General features: G+C 72.9%; 15 protein-coding genes, 1 pseudogene and 1 riboswitch. Of the genes and pseudogenes, 5 read left to right on the top strand and 11 right to left on the bottom strand.

Annotated elements, in window-relative coordinates:
- Positions 1-18: 18 nt before the first annotated feature.
- From eno to HHL19_RS30430, 4 genes are all read right to left on the bottom strand, one after another.
- The gene (gene eno, locus HHL19_RS30445; RefSeq protein ID WP_031013622.1) at positions 19-1,305 is read right to left on the bottom strand and encodes a phosphopyruvate hydratase; all 1,287 of its coding nucleotides are present in this window, start codon (positions 1,303-1,305) and stop codon (positions 19-21) included.
- Positions 1,306-1,594: 289 nt separating this feature from the next.
- Positions 1,595-2,317 carry a transglycosylase family protein gene (locus HHL19_RS30440; protein ID WP_169093593.1) on the bottom strand — a complete coding sequence of 241 codons (723 nt, stop codon included), beginning with the start codon at positions 2,315-2,317 and terminating at the stop codon, positions 1,595-1,597.
- Positions 2,318-2,321: 4 nt separating this feature from the next.
- Positions 2,322-2,499: riboswitch (cyclic di-AMP (ydaO/yuaA leader) on the bottom strand.
- A 263-nt stretch (positions 2,500-2,762) separates the two neighbouring features.
- Entirely contained in the window at positions 2,763-3,833 is a 1,071-nt protein-coding gene (locus tag HHL19_RS30435; RefSeq protein WP_346768466.1) for a transglycosylase family protein, read from the bottom strand.
- A gap of 217 nt (positions 3,834-4,050) precedes the next feature.
- Complete coding sequence (locus HHL19_RS30430) at positions 4,051-5,316, bottom strand: cytochrome P450 (protein ID WP_346768465.1); 1,266 nt, start codon at positions 5,314-5,316, stop codon at positions 4,051-4,053.
- An 882-nt stretch (positions 5,317-6,198) separates the two neighbouring features.
- Between HHL19_RS30430 and HHL19_RS30420 the strand changes: the two genes are divergently transcribed.
- Positions 6,199-7,410: a globin domain-containing protein gene (locus HHL19_RS30420; protein ID WP_169093590.1), complete on the top strand. Its 1,212-nt coding sequence runs from the start codon at positions 6,199-6,201 to the stop codon at positions 7,408-7,410.
- Positions 7,411-7,428: 18 nt separating this feature from the next.
- On the opposite strand, the gene HHL19_RS30415 is transcribed toward HHL19_RS30420, so the two are convergent.
- The 3 genes from HHL19_RS30415 to HHL19_RS30405 all read right to left on the bottom strand — a co-directional run bounded on the left by HHL19_RS30415 (position 7,429) and on the right by HHL19_RS30405 (position 10,228).
- Entirely contained in the window at positions 7,429-8,391 is a 963-nt protein-coding gene (locus HHL19_RS30415) for a nucleoside triphosphate pyrophosphohydrolase (protein WP_169093589.1), read from the bottom strand.
- Between the two features lie 26 nt (positions 8,392-8,417).
- A complete protein-coding gene (locus tag HHL19_RS30410; RefSeq protein WP_169093588.1) occupies positions 8,418-9,110 on the bottom strand; it encodes a SurA N-terminal domain-containing protein in 693 nt (230 codons plus the stop codon).
- A 122-nt stretch (positions 9,111-9,232) separates the two neighbouring features.
- Positions 9,233-10,228, bottom strand: coding sequence for a glycosyltransferase family 2 protein (locus HHL19_RS30405; RefSeq protein WP_169093587.1), 996 nt, complete (start codon positions 10,226-10,228; stop codon positions 9,233-9,235).
- A gap of 127 nt (positions 10,229-10,355) precedes the next feature.
- Here HHL19_RS30405 and HHL19_RS30400 point away from each other — a divergent pair, with 127 nt between their 5' ends.
- Complete coding sequence (locus HHL19_RS30400; protein ID WP_169093586.1) at positions 10,356-12,872, top strand: YfhO family protein; 2,517 nt, start codon at positions 10,356-10,358, stop codon at positions 12,870-12,872.
- Here HHL19_RS30400 and HHL19_RS30395 read toward each other — a convergent pair.
- Positions 12,797-14,182, bottom strand: a complete 1,386-nt coding sequence (locus HHL19_RS30395) for a choice-of-anchor A family protein (RefSeq protein ID WP_169093585.1) — start codon at positions 14,180-14,182, stop codon at positions 12,797-12,799. The genes HHL19_RS30400 and HHL19_RS30395 overlap by 76 nt on opposite strands.
- A 227-nt stretch (positions 14,183-14,409) precedes the next feature.
- Between HHL19_RS30395 and HHL19_RS30390 the strand changes: the two genes are divergently transcribed.
- A complete protein-coding gene (locus HHL19_RS30390) occupies positions 14,410-14,697 on the top strand; it encodes a hypothetical protein (RefSeq protein WP_169093584.1) in 288 nt (95 codons plus the stop codon).
- Positions 14,698-14,750: 53 nt separating this feature from the next.
- Positions 14,751-15,036: pseudogene (locus tag HHL19_RS30385) on the top strand (helix-turn-helix domain-containing protein); the annotation flags it as partial.
- A 137-nt stretch (positions 15,037-15,173) separates the two neighbouring features.
- On the opposite strand, the gene HHL19_RS30380 reads toward HHL19_RS30385, so the two are convergent.
- Positions 15,174-15,551: a nuclear transport factor 2 family protein gene (locus HHL19_RS30380; protein ID WP_169093583.1), complete on the bottom strand. Its 378-nt coding sequence runs from the start codon at positions 15,549-15,551 to the stop codon at positions 15,174-15,176.
- A 171-nt stretch (positions 15,552-15,722) separates the two neighbouring features.
- On the opposite strand from HHL19_RS30380, the gene HHL19_RS30375 reads away from it, so the two are divergent.
- The gene (locus HHL19_RS30375) at positions 15,723-16,457 is read left to right on the top strand and encodes a class I SAM-dependent methyltransferase (protein WP_169093582.1); all 735 of its coding nucleotides are present in this window, start codon (positions 15,723-15,725) and stop codon (positions 16,455-16,457) included.
- Between the two features lie 147 nt (positions 16,458-16,604).
- Here HHL19_RS30375 and HHL19_RS30370 read toward each other — a convergent pair whose 3' ends face one another.
- Together HHL19_RS30370 and HHL19_RS30365 are read right to left on the bottom strand one after the other, a co-directional pair.
- The gene (locus tag HHL19_RS30370; protein ID WP_169093581.1) at positions 16,605-17,186 is read right to left on the bottom strand and encodes a hypothetical protein; all 582 of its coding nucleotides are present in this window, start codon (positions 17,184-17,186) and stop codon (positions 16,605-16,607) included.
- Positions 17,179-17,718 (bottom strand): hypothetical protein, encoded by a 540-nt coding sequence (locus HHL19_RS30365; protein WP_169093580.1) that lies wholly within the window; start codon positions 17,716-17,718, stop codon positions 17,179-17,181. Before HHL19_RS30365 ends, HHL19_RS30370 begins: the two co-directional genes overlap by 8 nt.
- Between the last annotated feature and the right edge of the window lie 443 nt (positions 17,719-18,161).

Raw genomic sequence — 18,161 nt, 5'->3', positions numbered from 1 at the left:
GCCCTGCCGGGCCGGATGTCAGCCCTTGAAGCGCGGGAAGGCGCTGCGGCCGGCGTAGACGGCGGCGTCGTCGAGGATCTCCTCGATGCGCAGCAGCTGGTTGTACTTGGCGACGCGCTCGGAGCGGGCCGGGGCGCCGGTCTTGATCTGGCCGCAGTTGGTGGCGACGGCGAGGTCGGCGATGGTGACGTCCTCGGTCTCGCCGGAGCGGTGGGACATCATGCACTTGAAGCCGTTGCGCTGGGCGAGCTCGACGGCGTCGAGGGTCTCGGTCAGCGAGCCGATCTGGTTGACCTTCACCAGGAGGGCGTTGGCGGACTTCTCCTCGATGCCGCGGGCGAGGCGCTCGGGGTTGGTGACGAAGAGGTCGTCGCCGACGAGCTGGACCTTGTCGCCCAGCTTCTCGGTGATGACGTTCCAGCCGGCCCAGTCGTCCTCGAACAGCGGGTCCTCGATGGAGACGAGCGGGTACGCGGAGACGAGCTCCTCGTAGTACTCCGTCATCTCGGCGGCGGAGCGCTCCTTGCCCTCGAAGAGGTACTTGCCGTCCTTGTAGAACTCGGAGGCGGCGACGTCCAGGGCGAGGGCGACGTCCTTGCCGGGCACGTAGCCGGCCTGCTTGATGGCCTCCAGGATGAGGTCGAGCGCCTCACGGTTGGAGCCGAGGTTCGGGGCGAAGCCGCCCTCGTCGCCGAGGCCGGTGGAGAGGCCCTTGGTCTTCAGGACGGACTTGAGGGTGTGGTAGACCTCGGTGCCCCAGCGAAGGGCCTCGGAGAAGGACTCCGCGCCGATCGGGGCGATCATGAACTCCTGGATGTCGACGTTGGAGTCGGCGTGCGACCCACCGTTGAGGATGTTCATCATCGGAACGGGCAGCAGGTGCGCGTTCGGGCCGCCGAGGTAGCGGAAGAGGGGGAGGTCGCTGGCCTCGGAGGCGGCGTGCGCGACGGCGAGGGAGACGCCGAGGATGGCGTTGGCGCCGAGCGACGACTTGTCCGGGGTGGCGTCCAGGTCGAACATGGCCTGGTCGATCAGGCGCTGCTCGGTGGCGTCGTAGCCGACGAGCTCCGGGCCGATCTGCTCGATGACGGCGAGGACGGCCTTCTCGACACCCTTGCCGAGGTAGCGGTTCTGGTCACCGTCGCGGAGCTCCAGGGCCTCGAACGCACCGGTGGAGGCACCGGACGGGACGGCAGCACGGCCGGTGCTGCCGTCGTCGAGGCCGACCTCGACCTCGACCGTGGGGTTGCCTCGGGAGTCCAGGATTTCCCGGGCTACGACGACGTCGATGGACGGCACGAGCATCTCCTTCTGGGATGTGACGCTAGGTGTGACGCATGGGTCGCAAGGTCTCGTTCGCCTTGCGACAAGAGCCTAACCGGCTCCGGGGCTCCGGCCAGCCGACCGCCCGTCCCCTGGGACGAAAAAGGGCCCAAGAGCATGCAGGAGCGGACGAAAGACCCGGTATCTACTGGACAGTAACGGCAGAACCCCGGTCCCGAGCCACGGGGGAAGGGGGCTCGGGACCGGGGTGGTCACCGCGGGAGGGTCGTCGGGCGCCGGTGAGCCGCCGGACTCACCGGTGCCGCGGGCCTTACTTCAGGTGGAGCTGCTGGCCCGGGTAGATCAGGTCGGCGTTCTCGACGATGTCCTTGTTGAGCTCGAAGAGCTTCGCCCAGCCGCCCTCGACGCCCTGCGCCTGGGCGATCTTGCTGAGGGTGTCGCCGGCCACGACCTCGTACTCGCCGTCGCCCTTCTTGACCGTCTTGCCGGCCGGGGTGGTGACGGTCTTCTTGGCGGCGGCCTTCGGCGCGGCCTGGGCCTTCGGGGCCTGGCGCTGCTCGCTGCGGGTGGCGGGCTGCTCGACCGTGCGCTTCGGGGCGGCCTGCTGCTTCGGGGCGCTCTGCTGCGGGGCGGCGGCCTCGGCGGCGCCACCGTCGTAGGAGGCGGAGGACAGGCCCACGCCGCAGCTCGGCCAGGCACCCTTGCCCTGGCCCGCGAGGACCTTCTCGGCGACGGCGATCTGCTGCGACTTGCTGGCCTGGTTGGCGGTGGGGGCGTAGGCGGTGCCGCCGTACGCGGCCCAGGTGGAGGCCGAGAACTGGAGGCCGCCGTAGTAGCCGTTGCCCGTGTTGATCGACCAGTTGCCGCCGGACTCGCACTGGGCGACGCGGTCCCACTCGGAGGCGGTGGCGGCCGAAGCGGTGCCGGCGGCCATCAGCGGGGCGGCGACGGCCGCACCGGTGACGCCGACGAGGGCGACGACGCGGGTGGCCTTGGAGGGACGACGACGCTTGCCCGTGCCGGAGAACAGCATGGAGTTTCCTCTTCACCGACGCCTGTGAGGTGAGCTGTCGGGTTCGGGCTTGAAGAGTTCGCCCGGCCGCACGTCCTTGCGTGCGGCTTCACCCCTAGCCGGTCGCTCCGTCCGTCTGACTCGACGGCCGGGACCGGCACGAACCTTGGGTCCCCCACTCCTGCCTACGGCGCTTTCGCGACGACATTCCCGGCGGCCGACGGCAGGACTCGGCGTTTCGGTCGACGGGGCCCGCGGTGGCGAGCGGTGACGACCGTAGACACACAGGTGCTCGAAGTTCAAAGAGGCTTACGTCGGACAAAACGCCCTTACTTGTACTCCGTCAGACCTCGTTTGCGCAGGTGAGGCCTGACGGAAGCAAAGTTTGCGGACGTGACACGCCAGTTGGGACGAAGAGACCCATGTCTCACTTTCCCAAAATCGGACATACGCCCCTGAAGTGGCCTCACTTCCCCTTGGAGGCGGCCTTCAACTCAAGGCTCTGACCAGGGAGGATGAGGTCCGGATCGGCCCCGACCGTCTGGCGGTTGGCGTCGTAGAGGGCGTCCCAGCCGCCGACGAGGTCGTTCTCCTGAGCAATCTCCGACAGGCTGTCACCCGGCCGCACGGTATACGCGTCACTTGCGTCCGAGTTGACGGGGGTTGAGGTGACCTTGTCCGCAGCTGCGGCATGTCGCCCGGATTCCTGTGTGGTGTCCGTTACGTCGCTTTCCTCCGGGGCGGCCTCGCCCCGGTGCTTGCCCGTGCCCTCGGTGGCCGACGGCGCGTCAGCCGTCTCCTCCGCGCCGGGGGTGACCGGCGTGGTGGGCGCCAGGGGGGTCTCCGGGGCGCCCGGGGTCGTGACCGGGGCGTCCGGCGTGCCCGTGGAGGCGTCCGGAGCGGTGGGCGTGGTGGGCGTGGTGGGCGCGGTGTCGGCCGGCGCGTCCGGGGTGGCGCTCGCGGGCGGCGTGGCCGTGCCCTCGGGGGCCTGGGTCGCGGGCGTGGTCGGCGTGGCGGGGGTGGCCGGCGATGCCGGAGCGGTGGCGCCCGCCCCCTTCTTCTCCACGGCGCCCGGAGTCGTCTCCGTCGTCCCTTCCACCTCTTGCGCCTCTTCCGTCTCGGCGGTCGGGGTGGAGACGGCCGCGCCGCCGGTCCGGTTGGACTCCGGCGCGACGCCGCCCTCGTCCTCCTGCGGGACGGCGGGGCCCGGCTGCACGCCCGTGGGCCTGCCGTCGTTCTCCAGGCCCGCGATGGGGGCGCAGGTGTCCCAGTCGGTGCTGCCGGCGGCGAGCGCCGTGTCGGCGACGGCGATCTGCTGGGCGCGGCTGGCGAGGTCGGGGCTGGGCGCGTAGTCGAGGCCGCCGTGCCGCTCCCACGCCTCCTGCGTCATCTGGAGGCCGCCGAAGGCGCCGTTGCCGAGGTTGGCGCTCCACTGGCCGCCGGACTCGCAGGCGGCGACCCGGTCCCAGGTGGCCGCGTCGGCGGCGGAGGCGGAGCCGGCGGCGAGCAGCGGCAGCGCCAGGGCGGATCCGGTCACTCCTGCGGTGACGACGATCGCGGGAGCCTGGCGGGGTCGACGGTGTCGTCCGTTTCCGGAAAGCATGTCGGGGCCTTTCGCGTGACGGCGGGGACGGCGGGTACGCCTGGGACGGCCGGGATGGGGCCGAACGTTGGCGCGAACGTAGCCGCATTCGAACGTCCGTCACAAGTCGATGGCTTCGCGATCACGCGAAGATCACATTTCTGACACGCCGTCACCCGCCGTGCGGGGGTGCGGAAGGGGTGAACTCCACTGGAAGTGTGCGCAATCCCCTCATGATGAGCCCGCCGCGCCACCGGAGTTCGTCCGGATCGGCCCCAAGTCGCAGGTCCGGCAGCCGGGTCAGGAGGGTGGCGAGCGCGGTCTGCCCCTCCAGACGTGCGAGCGGCGCGCCCAGGCAGTAGTGGATGCCGTGCCCGTACCCGAGGTGCTGGTTGTCCTTGCGGGCGAGGTCGAGGGTGTCCGGGGCGCCGAAGCGGTCCGGGTCGCGGTCGGCGGCGGCGAGCACGACGAGGACCGGGTCTCCGGCGGGGATCGGCTGCCCACCGATCGTCAGGGCGGTGGTCGCGTACCGCCAGGTCGCCAGCTCGACCGGCCCGTCGTAGCGCAGGAGTTCCTCGACTCCGGTCTCCAGGAGGCCGGTCTCGCCGGCGGCGAGCGAGGCCTGGAGGAGGGCGCGCTGCTCCGGGTTGCGCAGCAGGGCGTAGGTGCCGTTGCCGATGAGGTTGATGGTCGTCTCGAAGCCGGCGAAGAGGAGGACGAAACACATGGCGACGGCCTCGGCCTCGGTGAGGTGGTCGCCGTGGTCGGAGGTGCGGATGAGCCCCGAGATGAGGTCGTCCTCGCCGTCCTGCCGCAGGCCTTCCCGCTTCCGGTGGATCAGCTCGGCGAGGTACCCCCGGATCTTCTTCACCGACCGTGCGACGCCGCCGCGCGGGCCGCCGCCGTGCCGGATCATCATCCCGGCCCAGTCCCGGAAGTCGTCCTGGTCCTCGGCGGGCACGCCGAGCATGTCGCAGATGGCGTAGATGGGCAGCGGGAAGGCGAACTCGTGGATGAGGTCCGCGCTGCCGCGCGCCGCGAAGTCGTCGATGAGCCGGTCGGTGAGCTCCTGCACGCGCGGCGCGAAGGCGGCGACGCGGCGCGGGGTGAACGCCTTCGACACGAGACGGCGCAGCCGGGTGTGGTCCGGCGGGTCGATGTTGAGGAGATGGGTCATGAGCCCGGCGCTGCGCTCACCCGGAATGCCGGTCTTGCCCGGCTCGGCGTGGTGCACCGGGTTCTTCGACAGCCGCTGGTCGGCGAGCGCCTGCCGGGCGTCCGCGTACCGCGTGACCAGCCACGCGTCGACCCCGCTGGGCAGCGTGGTCCGCCGCACGGGCGCGTGCTCCCGCAGCCAGGCGTACGCCGGATAGGGATCGGCCGCGAACTCCCAGCTGAACAACTCGGGCACAGGCCCACCACCGGCGCCGCCGACCACGGGACAGCCACCCGGCGCACCCGGATCTCCGGACGGCCCGGACACTCCGACAGCGGGCCGCGCGGCACCGGCCGCGCCGGGCGCACTGGCCGCGTCGGGCGCACTGGCCGCGTCGGGTGCACCGGCCGCGTCGGGCGCTCCGGTCGCATCGGCCACACCGAGCACTCCGGGCGCGTCGGACGCGTCGGACGCACCGGCCACACCAGGCGCTCCAGTCGTACCGGCCGCTCCGGCCACGCCAGGCACTCCGGGGTTTCCCGGCGTAGCGGCTGTTCCGGCCGCGTCGGCCGTTCCTGAGATTTCGGGGTTCCCAGGCTTCTCGGGCGCTCCGGGGTTCCCGGGCTTCTCTGGCGCTCCGAGGTTCCCGTGCGTTCCGGGGTTCCCCGGCTTCCCCGGCTCCCTGGACGTACCAGCCACACCGGGCGCTCCAGTCGCATTGATCGCTCCGGCCATGCCGGGCGCTCCGGCCGTATCAGTCGTTCCGACCACGCCAGGTGCACCGGCCACGCCAGGCACTCCGGCCACGCCAGGAGCACCGGACGCGTCGGACGCACCGGCCACTCCGGGGTTTCCCGGCGTACCGGCTGTTCCGGCCGCGTCGGCCGTTCCTGAGATTTCGGATTTCCCAGGCTTCTCGGGCGCTCCGGGGTTCCCGGGGTTCTCGGGCGCTCCGGGGGTCCCGGGCGTTCCGGGGTTCCCGGGGTTCCCCGGCTTCCCGGGCTCACTGGGCGTACCGGGTGTATCGGGTGTTCCGGGCGTCGGGGTGGGGCCTTCACTCACTCCCCGACCGTACCGTCCGGTCGCGGGCGTCCCTTCGGCCGACCTGACGTGATCACCGGCCGGTGATCACGTCGTGACGGGCCGTGCCCTACATTTCCCCGCGTGGACCTCGCCTTGCTCAGAAGCACGTTCGCGGTCGTCGAGAGACGGGCCGAACACGCTGTCACGTACTTCTACTCGCACCTCTTCTGGCGCAACCCCGGCGTACGCGCGCTCTTCCCCGAGGACATGGTCCCGCAGCGCGACCGGCTGTTCGCCGCCCTCGCCCGGGTGGTGACCGGGCTCGACGACCCGGGCCTCGACGCCTATCTGGAGCGGCTCGGCCGCGACCACCGGAAGTACCTCGCCACCCCCGCCCTGTACGCGGCGGTCGGCGAGAGCCTGCTCGCCGCCTTCGCGCACACCGCGGGCTCGACGTGGACGATCGAGGCGGAGAAGGCGTGGTCGGAGGCGTACGGCCACGTCGCGGAGCTGATGCTGCGGGGCGCGGACGAGGCCGCCCGTACCGGGGAGCCCGCCTGGTGGGACGCGGACGTCGTCGGACACCGGCGGCACGGCGAGGACCTCGCCGTGCTGACCCTCCGCCCCCGCCGGCCGTACCCCTTCCTCCCCGGCCAGTACGCCGGCGTCAGCTCGCTCCGGGTCCCGCGGGTGTGGCGCACGTACTCGCTCGGCAACGCGCCCCGCGCGGACGGCACCCTCGACCTGCACGTGAGCCGGATCCCCGGCGGGGCCATGTCCACGGCCCTGGTGGACGAGGTCCGTCCGGGCGAGACCCTGCGGCTGAGCGCGGCCGGCGGGGCGGCGACCTCCGGCACGGCGCCGGGCGGGCTGCGTACCTACATATGCGCCGGTACGGGCTGGGCGCCGGTCAAGGCGCTCCTGGAGGAGGCGGCCGACGCCGACCCGGAGGCCGCGGGCCGGATCTTCGCGGTGGCCCGCTCCCGCGAGTACCTGTACGGGCGGGAGGAGCTGGAGCGGCTGTCCGCCCGGCTGCCCGGCCTGAGCGTCACGTACATCACCTCGGCCCCCCGCCACCCGCGCGACCAGGCGACCGAACGCCTCCTCACCGCGCTGCGGTCCTGCGGCCGCTGGCCCGACCACGACGTCCACCTGGCCGGCCCGCCCGGCTTCGTCACCGAGGTCGCCGAGGTCCTGGCGGAGCTGGGCGCCGACCCGGCCCGCACCCGCCACGACCTCCTCCCGCCGGCGGGCCGCTTCGCCACCCGCCCCACCACCCGCGCCGAATGGCTCCTGGAGCGCCCCGCGGTCCGCTGGCACGACCCGGCCGCCCGCGCCCCGCGCGAACTCTGAAGCCCCTCGGACGGGCTCCTAGACGACCCCCTCCGCCGCCCGGATCGCGTCCCGGTACGCCCGGGCCGCCGCGCGCAGCGCCGCCTCCGGGTCCACGCCCTCGGCCTCCGCGCGGACCGCGAGCGCCAGGAGTTCGTAGCCGATGCCCTCGCCGCCCGGCAGGGGCGCGTCGAGGCCCGCGGTGCGGACGCGGCTCGCGAGCTTGGCCGCGAGGGCGAGGCCGGGCTGGCCGACGGGGACGCCGTCCGTCACCGACTCGCGTCGCTTCTCGGCGGCCTTGGTGCGCAGCCAGTGGGCGCGGACGTCCTCGGGGGTCTCGGCGGTCTCGTCGCCGAAGATGTGCGGGTGGCGCTGGATCAGCTTCTCGATGAGCCCGGCGGCCACGTCGTCGACGGAGAAGGGCTCCTCGGCGTCCTCCTCGGCGATCCGCGCGTGGAAGACGACCTGGAGGAGGACGTCGCCCAGCTCCTCGCGGAGCTCGTGCCGGTCGCCGGCCTCGATCGCCTCGACGAGCTCGTACGCCTCCTCGATGGCGTACTTGGCGAGCCCCTGGTGGGTCTGGAGCGAGGACCAGGGGCACCGGCGCCGGATGACGTCCATGATCTGCACGAGGTCGAGGAGCCGGGCGCCGGGGAGGTCGTACGAGCCGGGCAGCAGCTCCAGGTCGGGCATGGACACCCGGCCGGAGCCGGCGAGCCGGGCGAGCCCGTCGGTGAGGGCCCGGTCGCCCTCGCCGGAGGGCAGCACGAGGACGGTGCGGCCGCCGGCGCAGGCGGCGACCAGCTCCTCCGCGGTGGGGCGGAGGTGCTCGACGGCGACGCCCGCCTCCCGCAGGTACGGCAGCTGGGGGTGGTGCTCGTCGGGGCAGAGCACCCGGTCGGCGTCCCGCAGCGCCTGCCAGGCGGGCCAGGACAGCAGTCCGGGCGCCACCCGGTGGCTGGCGGTGAGCAGGACGACGCGGCCGGGGTTCTCGGAAGTCACCCTCCGAACCTACCCCGGGGACCGGCTCAGCCCGGAAGCTGCTCCGGTCCCTCGGCCGCCGGGTCCTTGGAGACCTTCAGGAGCCAGGGGGCCGTGTCGGCGCCGGTGTCCAGCTGGACCTTGGCGTCGTCCCAGGCGCCGTAGCGGGGGTTCACGTCGATGTCGAGGGCGGCGGAGGCGTCGGCGAAGAGCGCCTGGAGCTTCTGCTGGCCCTCGGGGGTCTCGGTGATCCCCTGCTTCTCGATGATCTTCGTCATGAGGACGTTGCGCCGGACGACGTCGTCGACCTGGCCGGGGGCGACGCCCTGCTGCTGGAGCAGGACGGCCTCCAGGCCCTCCTCGCCGCCGTTCTCGCGGACGAAGGCCTCACGGGTCTCCTGGAGCTCGGCGCGGCTGGCGGTGACGCCCTGGTCGGCGGCGACCTTGTCGAGGATCCGGTCGAAGATCATGCCGTTGAGCTTCTGCCGGTTGAGGTCGCCGGTGGCGGCGATCAGCTGGGCGGGCTGCGGGGACTTCGCCTGGGCGTCCCGCGCGGCCTTCACCTGGGCCTGCAGGGTGGAGACGTCGATCCGCTCGCCGCCGACGACGGCCGCGGCCCCCGGATGGGCCTCGCCGCCGCACGCGGTGAGCAGCGGGGCCGCGGCGAGGAACGCGGCGGAGAGGGCGAGCGCGGTGCGGCGGCGTGCGGGGTGGTCGTGGCGACGGTCGCGGCGGTGCAAAGGAGCCTCCCGGGCTGGTCGTGCGTCAGTTGGACGACCTTGCGGTGATCGATGGTAGGGAGTCGCCGGGACCGTAGCCACTACTTCGCGGGGACAACTTCACTGTCACCGCGTCACGGGGGTCACTTCCGGACGACCGTCTCCCACAACGAGGCACCCGCCGCCCGGGTGTCGGCCCGGGCTCCCTCCGTCTCCGGGCCCGAGTGCGTCTCCGCGACCAGGTAGTGCGGGCGGCGCTTCACCTCGTAGTAGATGCGGCCGACGTACTCGCCGATCAGGCCGACCATGACCATCTGGACGCCGGCGAGGGCGGTGACGGCGACGAGGAGGGTGACGTAGCCGGGCGTGTCGACGCCGTGGGCCAGGGCGTCGGCGACGATCCAGCCGGCGTAGGCGAGGGCGAGGGAGACGAGCAGCAGGCCCAGGTAGACGGCGGCGCGCAGCGGCTTGTTGTTGAAGGAGAGGAGGCCGTCGAGGCCGTAGTTGAGGAGCTTGCCGAAGGTCCACTTGGACCGGCCCTCCTCGCGCACGGCGTTCTCGTAGGCGAAGGTCGTGGTCCGGAAGCCGACCCAGGAGAACAGGCCCTTGGAGAAGCGGTTGTACTCGCCGAGCCCGAGGACCGCGTCGACGGTGCGCCGGGAGAGGAGGCGGAAGTCGCCGACGCCGTCGACGAGTTCGACGTCGACAAGTCGGTTGATCGCCCGGTAGTAGAGGCGGGCGGTGAGGGTGCGGGTGACCCGGTCGCCCTCGCGGGTGCGGCGGGCGACGACCTGGTCGTACCCCTCGGCGTGCAGCGCGACCATGCGGTGCACCAGCTCGGGCGGGTGCTGGAGGTCCGCGTCCATGATGACGACGGCGTCGCCGCCCGCGTGCCGGAGCCCGGCCAGCATGGCGGCCTCCTTGCCGAAGTTGCGGCTGAAGGAGACGAAGCGGACCCGGGCGGGGTCGGCGGCGGCGAGGTCCCGCAGGATCGGGAGGGTCCGGTCGCGGCTTCCGTCGTCCACGTACACGATCTCGAACTCGCCCTCCAGGGCGTCGAGTTCCTTCGTCACGTGGTCGTGGAAACGGGAGAGGACGTCCTCCTCGTTGAAGCAGGGGACGACGAGAGAGAGCAGCACATCGGACACCCAAAGGCAGGGCGGTGACCCTCCCGCCCCGCCGGGGTGACGCCGAGACGACCATTGCGTGAACTGCCCCGCGCCGGTCGCCTCCCGCCCGTCCGGCGCTGCGATATTCGAACCCGCCATGCGAACTGTCTTGCGAACCACCCTGCGAACCGCCCTGCGAACCACGTCCGCCGACGTCACGGCCGCTGATGGCACGGTCGCTGATGGCACGGTCGCTGATGACACGGCCGCGTCAGCCGATGTCTCGGCCTCCGCGCCGCGCCGTGCCACGGCCGCCGCCTCCGCCCTGGCCGGCGTCCTCGCCGTCGCCGCCGTCTGCGCCGGGGACGCGGTGGCCCGGATCTTCCCCTTCGGCCCGCGCCACCGGTCCGTGAACGACCTGGCCAACCAGTTCGTCCCCTTCCACGCGCACCTGTGGGACCTGCTGCGCGGCCGCGCCGACGGCGGCCTCCTGCTCGACTGGCGGGCGGGCTGGGGCACGAGCTTCCTCCCCGACTACGGCACCTACCTGTCGAGCCCGCTGGCACCGCTGGTGGCACTGGCCCCGCGCGACGACATCGAGTACGCCGTCTACGCCCTGACCGTCCTCAAGACGGCCCTGGCCGCGGCCGCCACCGCCTTCCTCCTCCGCCGCCTCTCGACCGCCCCGGCCTGGTGGTGGCCCGCCCTCCTCGGCGCCGGATACGCGCTGTGCGGCTGGTCCCTGGTGGAGGGCACGTACAACCCGATGTGGCTGGACGGCCTGATCGCCTTCCCGCTCCTCTGCCTGGTCGCCGAATGGGCCCGCGAGGGCGTCCGCCCCCTGCTGTCGGTCCTGACGGTCGCCGTCTGCTGGACGGCGAACTTCTACACCGCCTACATGGCGACCCTCGGCGCCACCCTCTTCCTCCTCGCCCGCCTCGCGACGACGGACCGCCTCCGCCCCCGGCCGCTGCTCCGGGCCGCCGTCTCCACGGTCCTCGGCGTGGGCCTCGCCGCGCCCGTCCTCGCCCCCGTCCTCCTCTCCACCCGGCAGGCGTACCCGGGCGTCGTACGGGACTTCGAGGCGGCGGGCGCGGCGGACGCGCTGGCGCGGCTGCTGCCGGGGACGTACGGCTTCTCCACGCCGGCCGCCTTCGTCGCCGCCCCGGTCCTGCTGCTCGCGGCGGCGCTCGCCTTCCGCCGTGACGTGCCGCGGCGTGAGCGGTGGGTGTGGACCGGGCTCGTCCTCGCCGTCGCCCTCTCCTTCCAGTGGGGCCCGACGCACCTGGTGTGGCACCTCTTCGCCACCCCCAACGGCAGCCCGTACCGCCAGACCTTCGTCCTCGCCGGGCTCCTCGTGATCGCCGCGCACGCCGGCCTCGCCCACGGCCTGCCCGGCCGCCGGGCCCTCGCGGCGGGCTCCGCCGCCGTCCTGGCCCTCACCGCCGCCGCCCTCCCCAGCGACCTCGCCACCCGCCCCGCGCTGCTCCTCGCCCTCGCGGGCCTGGCCGCCACGGCGGGCGCCCTCGCCCTCCCCCGGCGGCGCCGGTACGCCGCCCTCACCGCGCTGCTCGTCACCGGCGCGCTCCTCGGCCAGGCCGCCGCGACCACCGCGTACGCGGACCGCCGCCGCCTCGGCCACCTCGACGACTACCCGCCGTACGGCGCGGAGCAGCAACGCCGGGCGGCGGCCCTCGCGGCGGCCGACGGCTGGCCCGCGTACCGCACCGACTCCGGCCTCCCCCGCGTCGCCGGGAACGACCCGCTGCTCCTCGGCGGCCAGGGCGCCGCCTACTACAGCAGCCACACCCCCGCCGTCCTCACCGAGCTGCTCACCGCCCTCGGTGGCGGCTGGACCTCACGCGGCCGCAACCTCCAGAGCCTCGACAACCCGGTCGTGGACGCCCTGTTCGGCGTCGGCGCCCGCTGGCGGGACGGCGAGCTGGTGCGTACGGACACGGATGCGGTGCTGCCGCTGGTGACGGTACGGCCCCCGGGCCCGGCACCGGCCTTCGGCCCGTCCCCCTTCCGGAACCAGGAACTCCTCCTGGGCGCCCGGGTGTACACCGCCCCGCCGTCACCCTCGGGCGCCTGCCCGGTCGGTACGGAGGTCTTCCTCTGGGCGCCCGAACGCACCGGCCCGGCCCGCCTCGGCACCGCCGCCCCGGTACGGCTCCTCGGCGGCGGCCCCAAGCGCCGCGCCGCGCTCGCCTCCCTGGGCGTCCAGACCACCCCCGGCACCCGTCCGGAGATCCCCGGCGGGCGGGGCCCGGCGGAACTCGGCTGCCTGGACCGGACCCGGCTGCGGACGGCCGTCGACGCGCTGCGGAGCCCGGCGGCGGTCGCCGTCGCCCCCACGACGACCGGCCTCACGGCCCGCTTCCCGCACCCGGTGACCGGCACGGCGGTGGTCGCCGCGCCCGCGATCCCCGGCTGGAGCTGCGCGGGCCGGGAGGTGGAGCCGTACGCCGGTCTCCTCGCCGTCCCGCTCACCGACGCCACTACCCTGACCTGCGCCTTCCGCCCGCCGGGCCTGCTGCCGGGCCTGGCGGCGGCCGGAGCCTCGCTGCTGGCCCTGCCCGTCCTGGCGCTGCGGGGTCAGCGGCGACGTGACCGGCGGACGAGCAGCACCCCGCCGGCGGCGCAGAGCGAGGCGAGCGCGGCGGTCGCGTAGGCGGGCAGCCCGGCACCGCTGTCGGCCAGCTCGCCACCGTCGTGACCGTCGTGGCCGTCGTCGTCGCCGTAGCCGCCGGGCTCGGAGGGCTCCGGAGTCGGCTCGGTGGTGGGCTCGGTGGTGGAGGGCTCCGGCGTGGGCTCGGTGGTGGACGGCTCGGGAGTCGGCTCGGTGGTGGACGGCTCCGGGGTGGGCTCGCTCGTCGACGGCTCCGGGGTCGGCTCCGTCGTGGACGGGCTCGCGGTGGGGGTGGGACCGGTGCCGTCCTCACAGCTCAGCTCGGCGGCGAAGGGGAAGTAGTGGATCTCGCCGGCGTTGACGTCGGCGGCGCGCGCGGCCTCCAGCGGCCCGGCCGTGAGGGCCTTGGCGATGACGTCGCCCTCGATGTTGGCGGGGTCGATGTCGGTGAGGTGGGCGCGCGGGGCGTAGACGGTGCCCTCGACGGAGTCGCCGGTGGCGATGGTGATCTCCGTGGCGTCGGAGAAGTTCCACAGGATGTAGGGCGCGTCCTCCCCGCTCACCCCGGCCATGTTGGGGACGTCCCAGGTGAAGACGGAGCCGCTCGCGGTGGTGTCGACGTCGATGACGAGGGGGCCCTTGGCGGTGGGGCGGTCGAGGAAGGTCAGCTCGGAGAGGTCGTTCAGCTCCTCGCCGGTCAGGCGGAGGACGTTGGTCTGCTTGTCGTCCAGGCTGATCCGGCCCGGGTCCTGGACCTCGACGGTGGCGACGCAGGAGGCGAGCGCGTCGGCGCGGTCGCGGTAGGTGGCGAAGAGGCCGGTGAAGTCCATGAGGCCGGGGTGGGGCCCGACGGAGAGGGCGGGCTGCTCGACGGTGAGCTCGACGCGCGGGGTGGAGTTGTGCCCCTGGCTGGTGGCGACGACCTGGGTCTTCACGGTGGCGTCGTTGCCGTCCTTGGTGACGACGTCGCTGCCGCCGAGGTCGCCGACCTTCACGTACCCGTTCTGGAGGACCTTGAGGACGCCGACCGGGCTGCTGGCGCCGTAGTCGATCCGGCCGCCGACAAGGAGCGCGGTGGGCCGCGCGTCGGTGCCGACGGTGAAGGTGCCGGGGGTGTGCAGGGAGACGTTGTACCCGGCCCCGTAGGAGAGGTCCCCGCCGATCGCGACGGGCCCCTCGGACTCGGTGGAGCCGAGGAGCGCGTCGGTCTCGACGACGACCCCGAAGCCGTTGCTGCCGGAGACGGGGTTGCCGATGTCGACGGTGGCGGCGACGGCGGGACGGACGCCCGTGGCCAGCGTGGCGGCGACGGTGCAGGCGGCGATCCCGAGGAGCGGGTACGACTTCGTCATATGAGCAGACTGCGCCGGACCTGCGGTCGACCCCCCGTGACACGCCCGGAGCCGCCGTCGAATGCAGTAACCGGCCGACGGCGGACCGGGGTGGCGGAATCGGAGGGTGGCAGGATGACGGACGGGGCCGAGGCGCACCCGACCCTCGTCCGTATCCAATATTCGATATCCAGCATTCAACATCCGACATCCAACATCCGACTCTGTCGGGTTCCCGGGGGGGGGACATGATCCTCATCGCGATGCTGCTGGGGGGCGGGGCCACCCTGGCCGGGCTCGCCCTCCTGACCGACCGGCGCGGCCTCACCGGGCGGATCGTGGACACCTACCTCAACCCCATGTTCTCCGAACCGACCCTCCTGCGGGTCTTCGGCCGGCTGGGCGTGGAGCACCCCGCGATGGACGCCTTCCGCCGCAGGTCGAAAGGGCTCGTACTCCTCCGCGTATGGGGCGGGGTGCTCGCCCTCATCGGACTCGTCTTCCTGACGGTGGGCACGGCGCTCCTCCTCGCCTAGTGCTCTGACCGGGAAGGTTCGCCGGGTCGGTGGTCGCGACGGATGGATGTGCGGTGGCTGAGCCTGTCCGTGTACGCAAACTGACCGACCAACAGGGGCGGAGCCGGGTAGCACGAGTTCGGTGCGCTGCCGGCGCGCGAGGTGATCCGCCGCTTCAACGAGATCGGGCTGGTCTGCCTGAACCCTCAGTGGGCGGGGGGCCGTCCCCGCCCACTCAGTCGTGACGACGAGGACTTCGCCATCCGGACGGCCATCACTCGCCCCAGCAAGCTCGGCCAGCCCTTCGCCCGCTGGTCGATCCGCGAACTCGGCGCCTACCTGCGGAAAGCGCACGGACGTGCCAAACCGGCTGTCGGCGTCCGCGAGGAACGCGCCCGCGCCCGCAGTGAAAAGGGCCTCCGCTGGGGCGGACGTCCCCTCAACACCGCAGCCTGACCAACCGCGAACCGCAGCTCCCGAACGCCGACGGGGCAAGCTCAGGAGGCGAACGACTCGATCTCCCCCGCGAAGACGATGACCTGGTCGATGAGGCTCCGTCGCAGATGGACGACGTCCGTTCCCGCCAGGCGGGGGCCTCCGTCAGGCGTGGTGAAGACCCACTGGTACCGGGCCCATTCGTCAGGCATGTCCACCGCTGAGCAGCGCACCATCGTGCCGGTCCCGGCCGGGTGGCGCCGGATGTCCAGCACGAACTGCTCGACCGCCGCGATTCCCTCGCTGCGACCCAACGGTCCCCAGAAGACCACGTCTGTGGTCAGGGCCTGGGAGAGCAGGACAGTCACATAGCTGTCGTCCGAGGCGTTGAACGCGGAGATGAACGTGTCGATCGCCGAGCGTGCGGTCTCTTCCTGCATGCCCCAGTAATACCAGCCGCTTCGCGCGCGCTCGTCCCACGAGCCGCCTTCCGATCACGGTGAACCATCCCGGTCCCAGCACTGGGCCGTGTCTTTCGGATCACCGCGCCACAGAGCGATGGACGTTTAAAGCGGTGGCCGTTCACTCCTGGTGCTGGTTACCCTCCGCCGATGCTGCACGCCGAGTTCCGTGACCCTTTGCTGGTGGCTGTCTACGATGCCGAGTGCCCGTGGACACGTGAGGACGACTTCTTCCTCGGTGTGGTTGGTGAGACCCCGAGAGGGAGGGTGCTCGATCTCGGCTGCGGTACGGGGCGGCTGACCCTTGGCCTGGCCGCGGCCGGCCACGTGGTCACCGGCGTCGACCCGGCCCGCGCCTCGCTCCGGGCGGCCCGCGCCAAACCCGGCTCCGAGCGGGTGACCTGGGTGGAGGGAACGTCGGCGGACCTGCCCGAAGCAGCGTTCGACGTCGCGGTCATGACGAGCCATGTCGCACAGTTCTTCGTCACGGATGAGGAGTTCGGCCGTGCTCTCGCCGATCTGAGGCGTGCGCTCGTGCCGGGCGGGCGCCTGGTCTTCGACACCCGAGACCCCGCGGCCCGACGCTGGGAGGCGTGGAACCCGGTCGACTCCCACCGGCAGGTCGAGCTGGCGGACGGAACTGTGGTCACGGCCTGGACCGAGGTCACCGCTGTCACCGACGGCGCGGTTTCCTTCACCCACCACTACGCCCTCCCCGACCACCAGCAACTGCAGAGCACCGCGACCCTGCGCTTCCGGACCGAGAGGGAAGTCCGTGCGGCACTGCGTACCGCAGGTTTCCAGGTCGGGCACGTCTACGGTGGCTGGAACCGGGAACCGGTCGGTGACGGAGACGGCGAACTTCTGGTGATCGCCCACCGCTGATGTCTCGCAGGAGGAGGACCGGTCACAGCACCACTTCTGTCCGATCGCCCATGCGTTGGTCCGATACGTCGTAGAGCGATGCCCAGTGGGCGAGGATCAAGCCGTTACTGCCGGATGGACTGCGCGGCATGATCCGAAAGACACGGCCTAGGAGGCCTCTCCCCCGGGGCCGAAGAAGCGGGTCCCCGGGGCGAAGGCGCGGACCGTCGTGCTCAGCCGGGTGGGGTCCACGGGCCACAGGGTCGTCGCCCGGGTGGACAGGACCGTGCCGCGGAACGCCTCCGTGAACTCGGTGGGCACCTGCGTGGCCAGGTAGGCGTCGAGCTCCCGGAGCCCGGGCGCGTCCGAGGGGGGCGGGGGCGGGGGCGCGGATCCCGTCCGGTGGCGCACGCCGACGTACGACGTCCTCAGCAGGCGGTGCGAGCGCTCCGTCCGCACCTCGACGGACGCGACCTCCGACCAGGCCAGGTGCTCGGTCCGGTCTCCGAAGGGCGTGCCGCCCAGCGTCACGCCTTCCGGGCCGACGCGGAGCGCCACCCTCCGCGAGCAGGCCGGAACGGCGATCACCAGGAAGGACACCGCCGCCATGGCGCCGAGCGCGGTGGCGGCCCAGACCGGAAGTCCAGGGACGAAGGCGAGTCCCAGGAGGAACAGGGACAGCAGCGCCGCTCGCACGGCCGGGCCGGTCCAGCCGTACCGGACTTCGTAGGCCGCGGGCCCCTCACCCACGGGTGGCTTGGGAGTCGTTCGCGGAGAAGACCTGGCCGGTGGCGCACGGATGGCCGTCGAACCCGCCCGCGAACCCGCCGCCAAGGCCCACCCGGTCGCCCTCCCTGCCGAGCAGCCTGCCGTCGGCGTCGTACACGGCCGTCCTGCCGTTCTCCTCACGGGCCGACCAGCCGTGCCCCCACCCGATCGGCACCAGCTCCCCGCTCTGCGCTGCCTTCACCCCGACGCAGTCGCCCTCGGTGACCACGAGGGTCCCGGCAAGGTGGGCGTAGAGCCCGACGAGGGGGGCGTCGGCCGCACGGGTCATCATCACGGCGGGCGCCGCGCCGGTCGTCTTCCCGACGCTCGCCGGCTGCACCTCCACGGAGACGGCCTCCCCGGCCTTCGCGCTTTCCGCGCCCGCGCACGCGGTGGTCGCCGCGGCGAGCAGCAGGCCCCCCGTGAGCGCGACCGCGCCCCGCCGGACCCGGCCCGAACCCCGCTCCCACACCAGCTTCTTGGTCATCGCGCCCCAGCCCTCCGCGTGTGTCATGGACGCCCCGAACCCTACGCGCGGAGGACAACAGTGCCCAGAGCCCGGTTCCCCGTCACCCGACCCCTCCGGCCCCGGACTCCGGATGCTCCTCCCCCAGGTGCCGCCTCAGCAGGACGTTCAGGTCCGTCTCAGCGCTCCAGTCGAACGTCACCCGCGCCTTGCGCGGCGGTGCTCAGATCGGGGACGCGTACGCGCTCCGCCCCTGTCGCTGTTCCAAGCGCTGGACACGTATGACGGCACATCGGGGCTGTTGCCGGCGCTGTGGGAGCCGGCGGCGGTCGACCAGCCGCACTTCAAGGCGACCAGGGCCTACGCACGCGCGCTGATGGAGACCGGCGTTCACGAAGGCGACGAACTGAGAGGGCCCGACGCCCTCGGCTTCCGCACGGTCCTGCCAGAGGCCGTGCTGCGCAGGCCGCTGCCGGATCAGGCGCAACTAC

Origin of the sequence: Streptomyces sp. R302 (assembly GCF_012927245.1) — a bacterium.
Lineage (GTDB): Bacteria > Actinomycetota > Actinomycetes > Streptomycetales > Streptomycetaceae > Streptomyces.
Note: the sequence above shows the minus strand (reverse complement) of the source record. Positions and strands in the feature narration are given on the sequence as shown.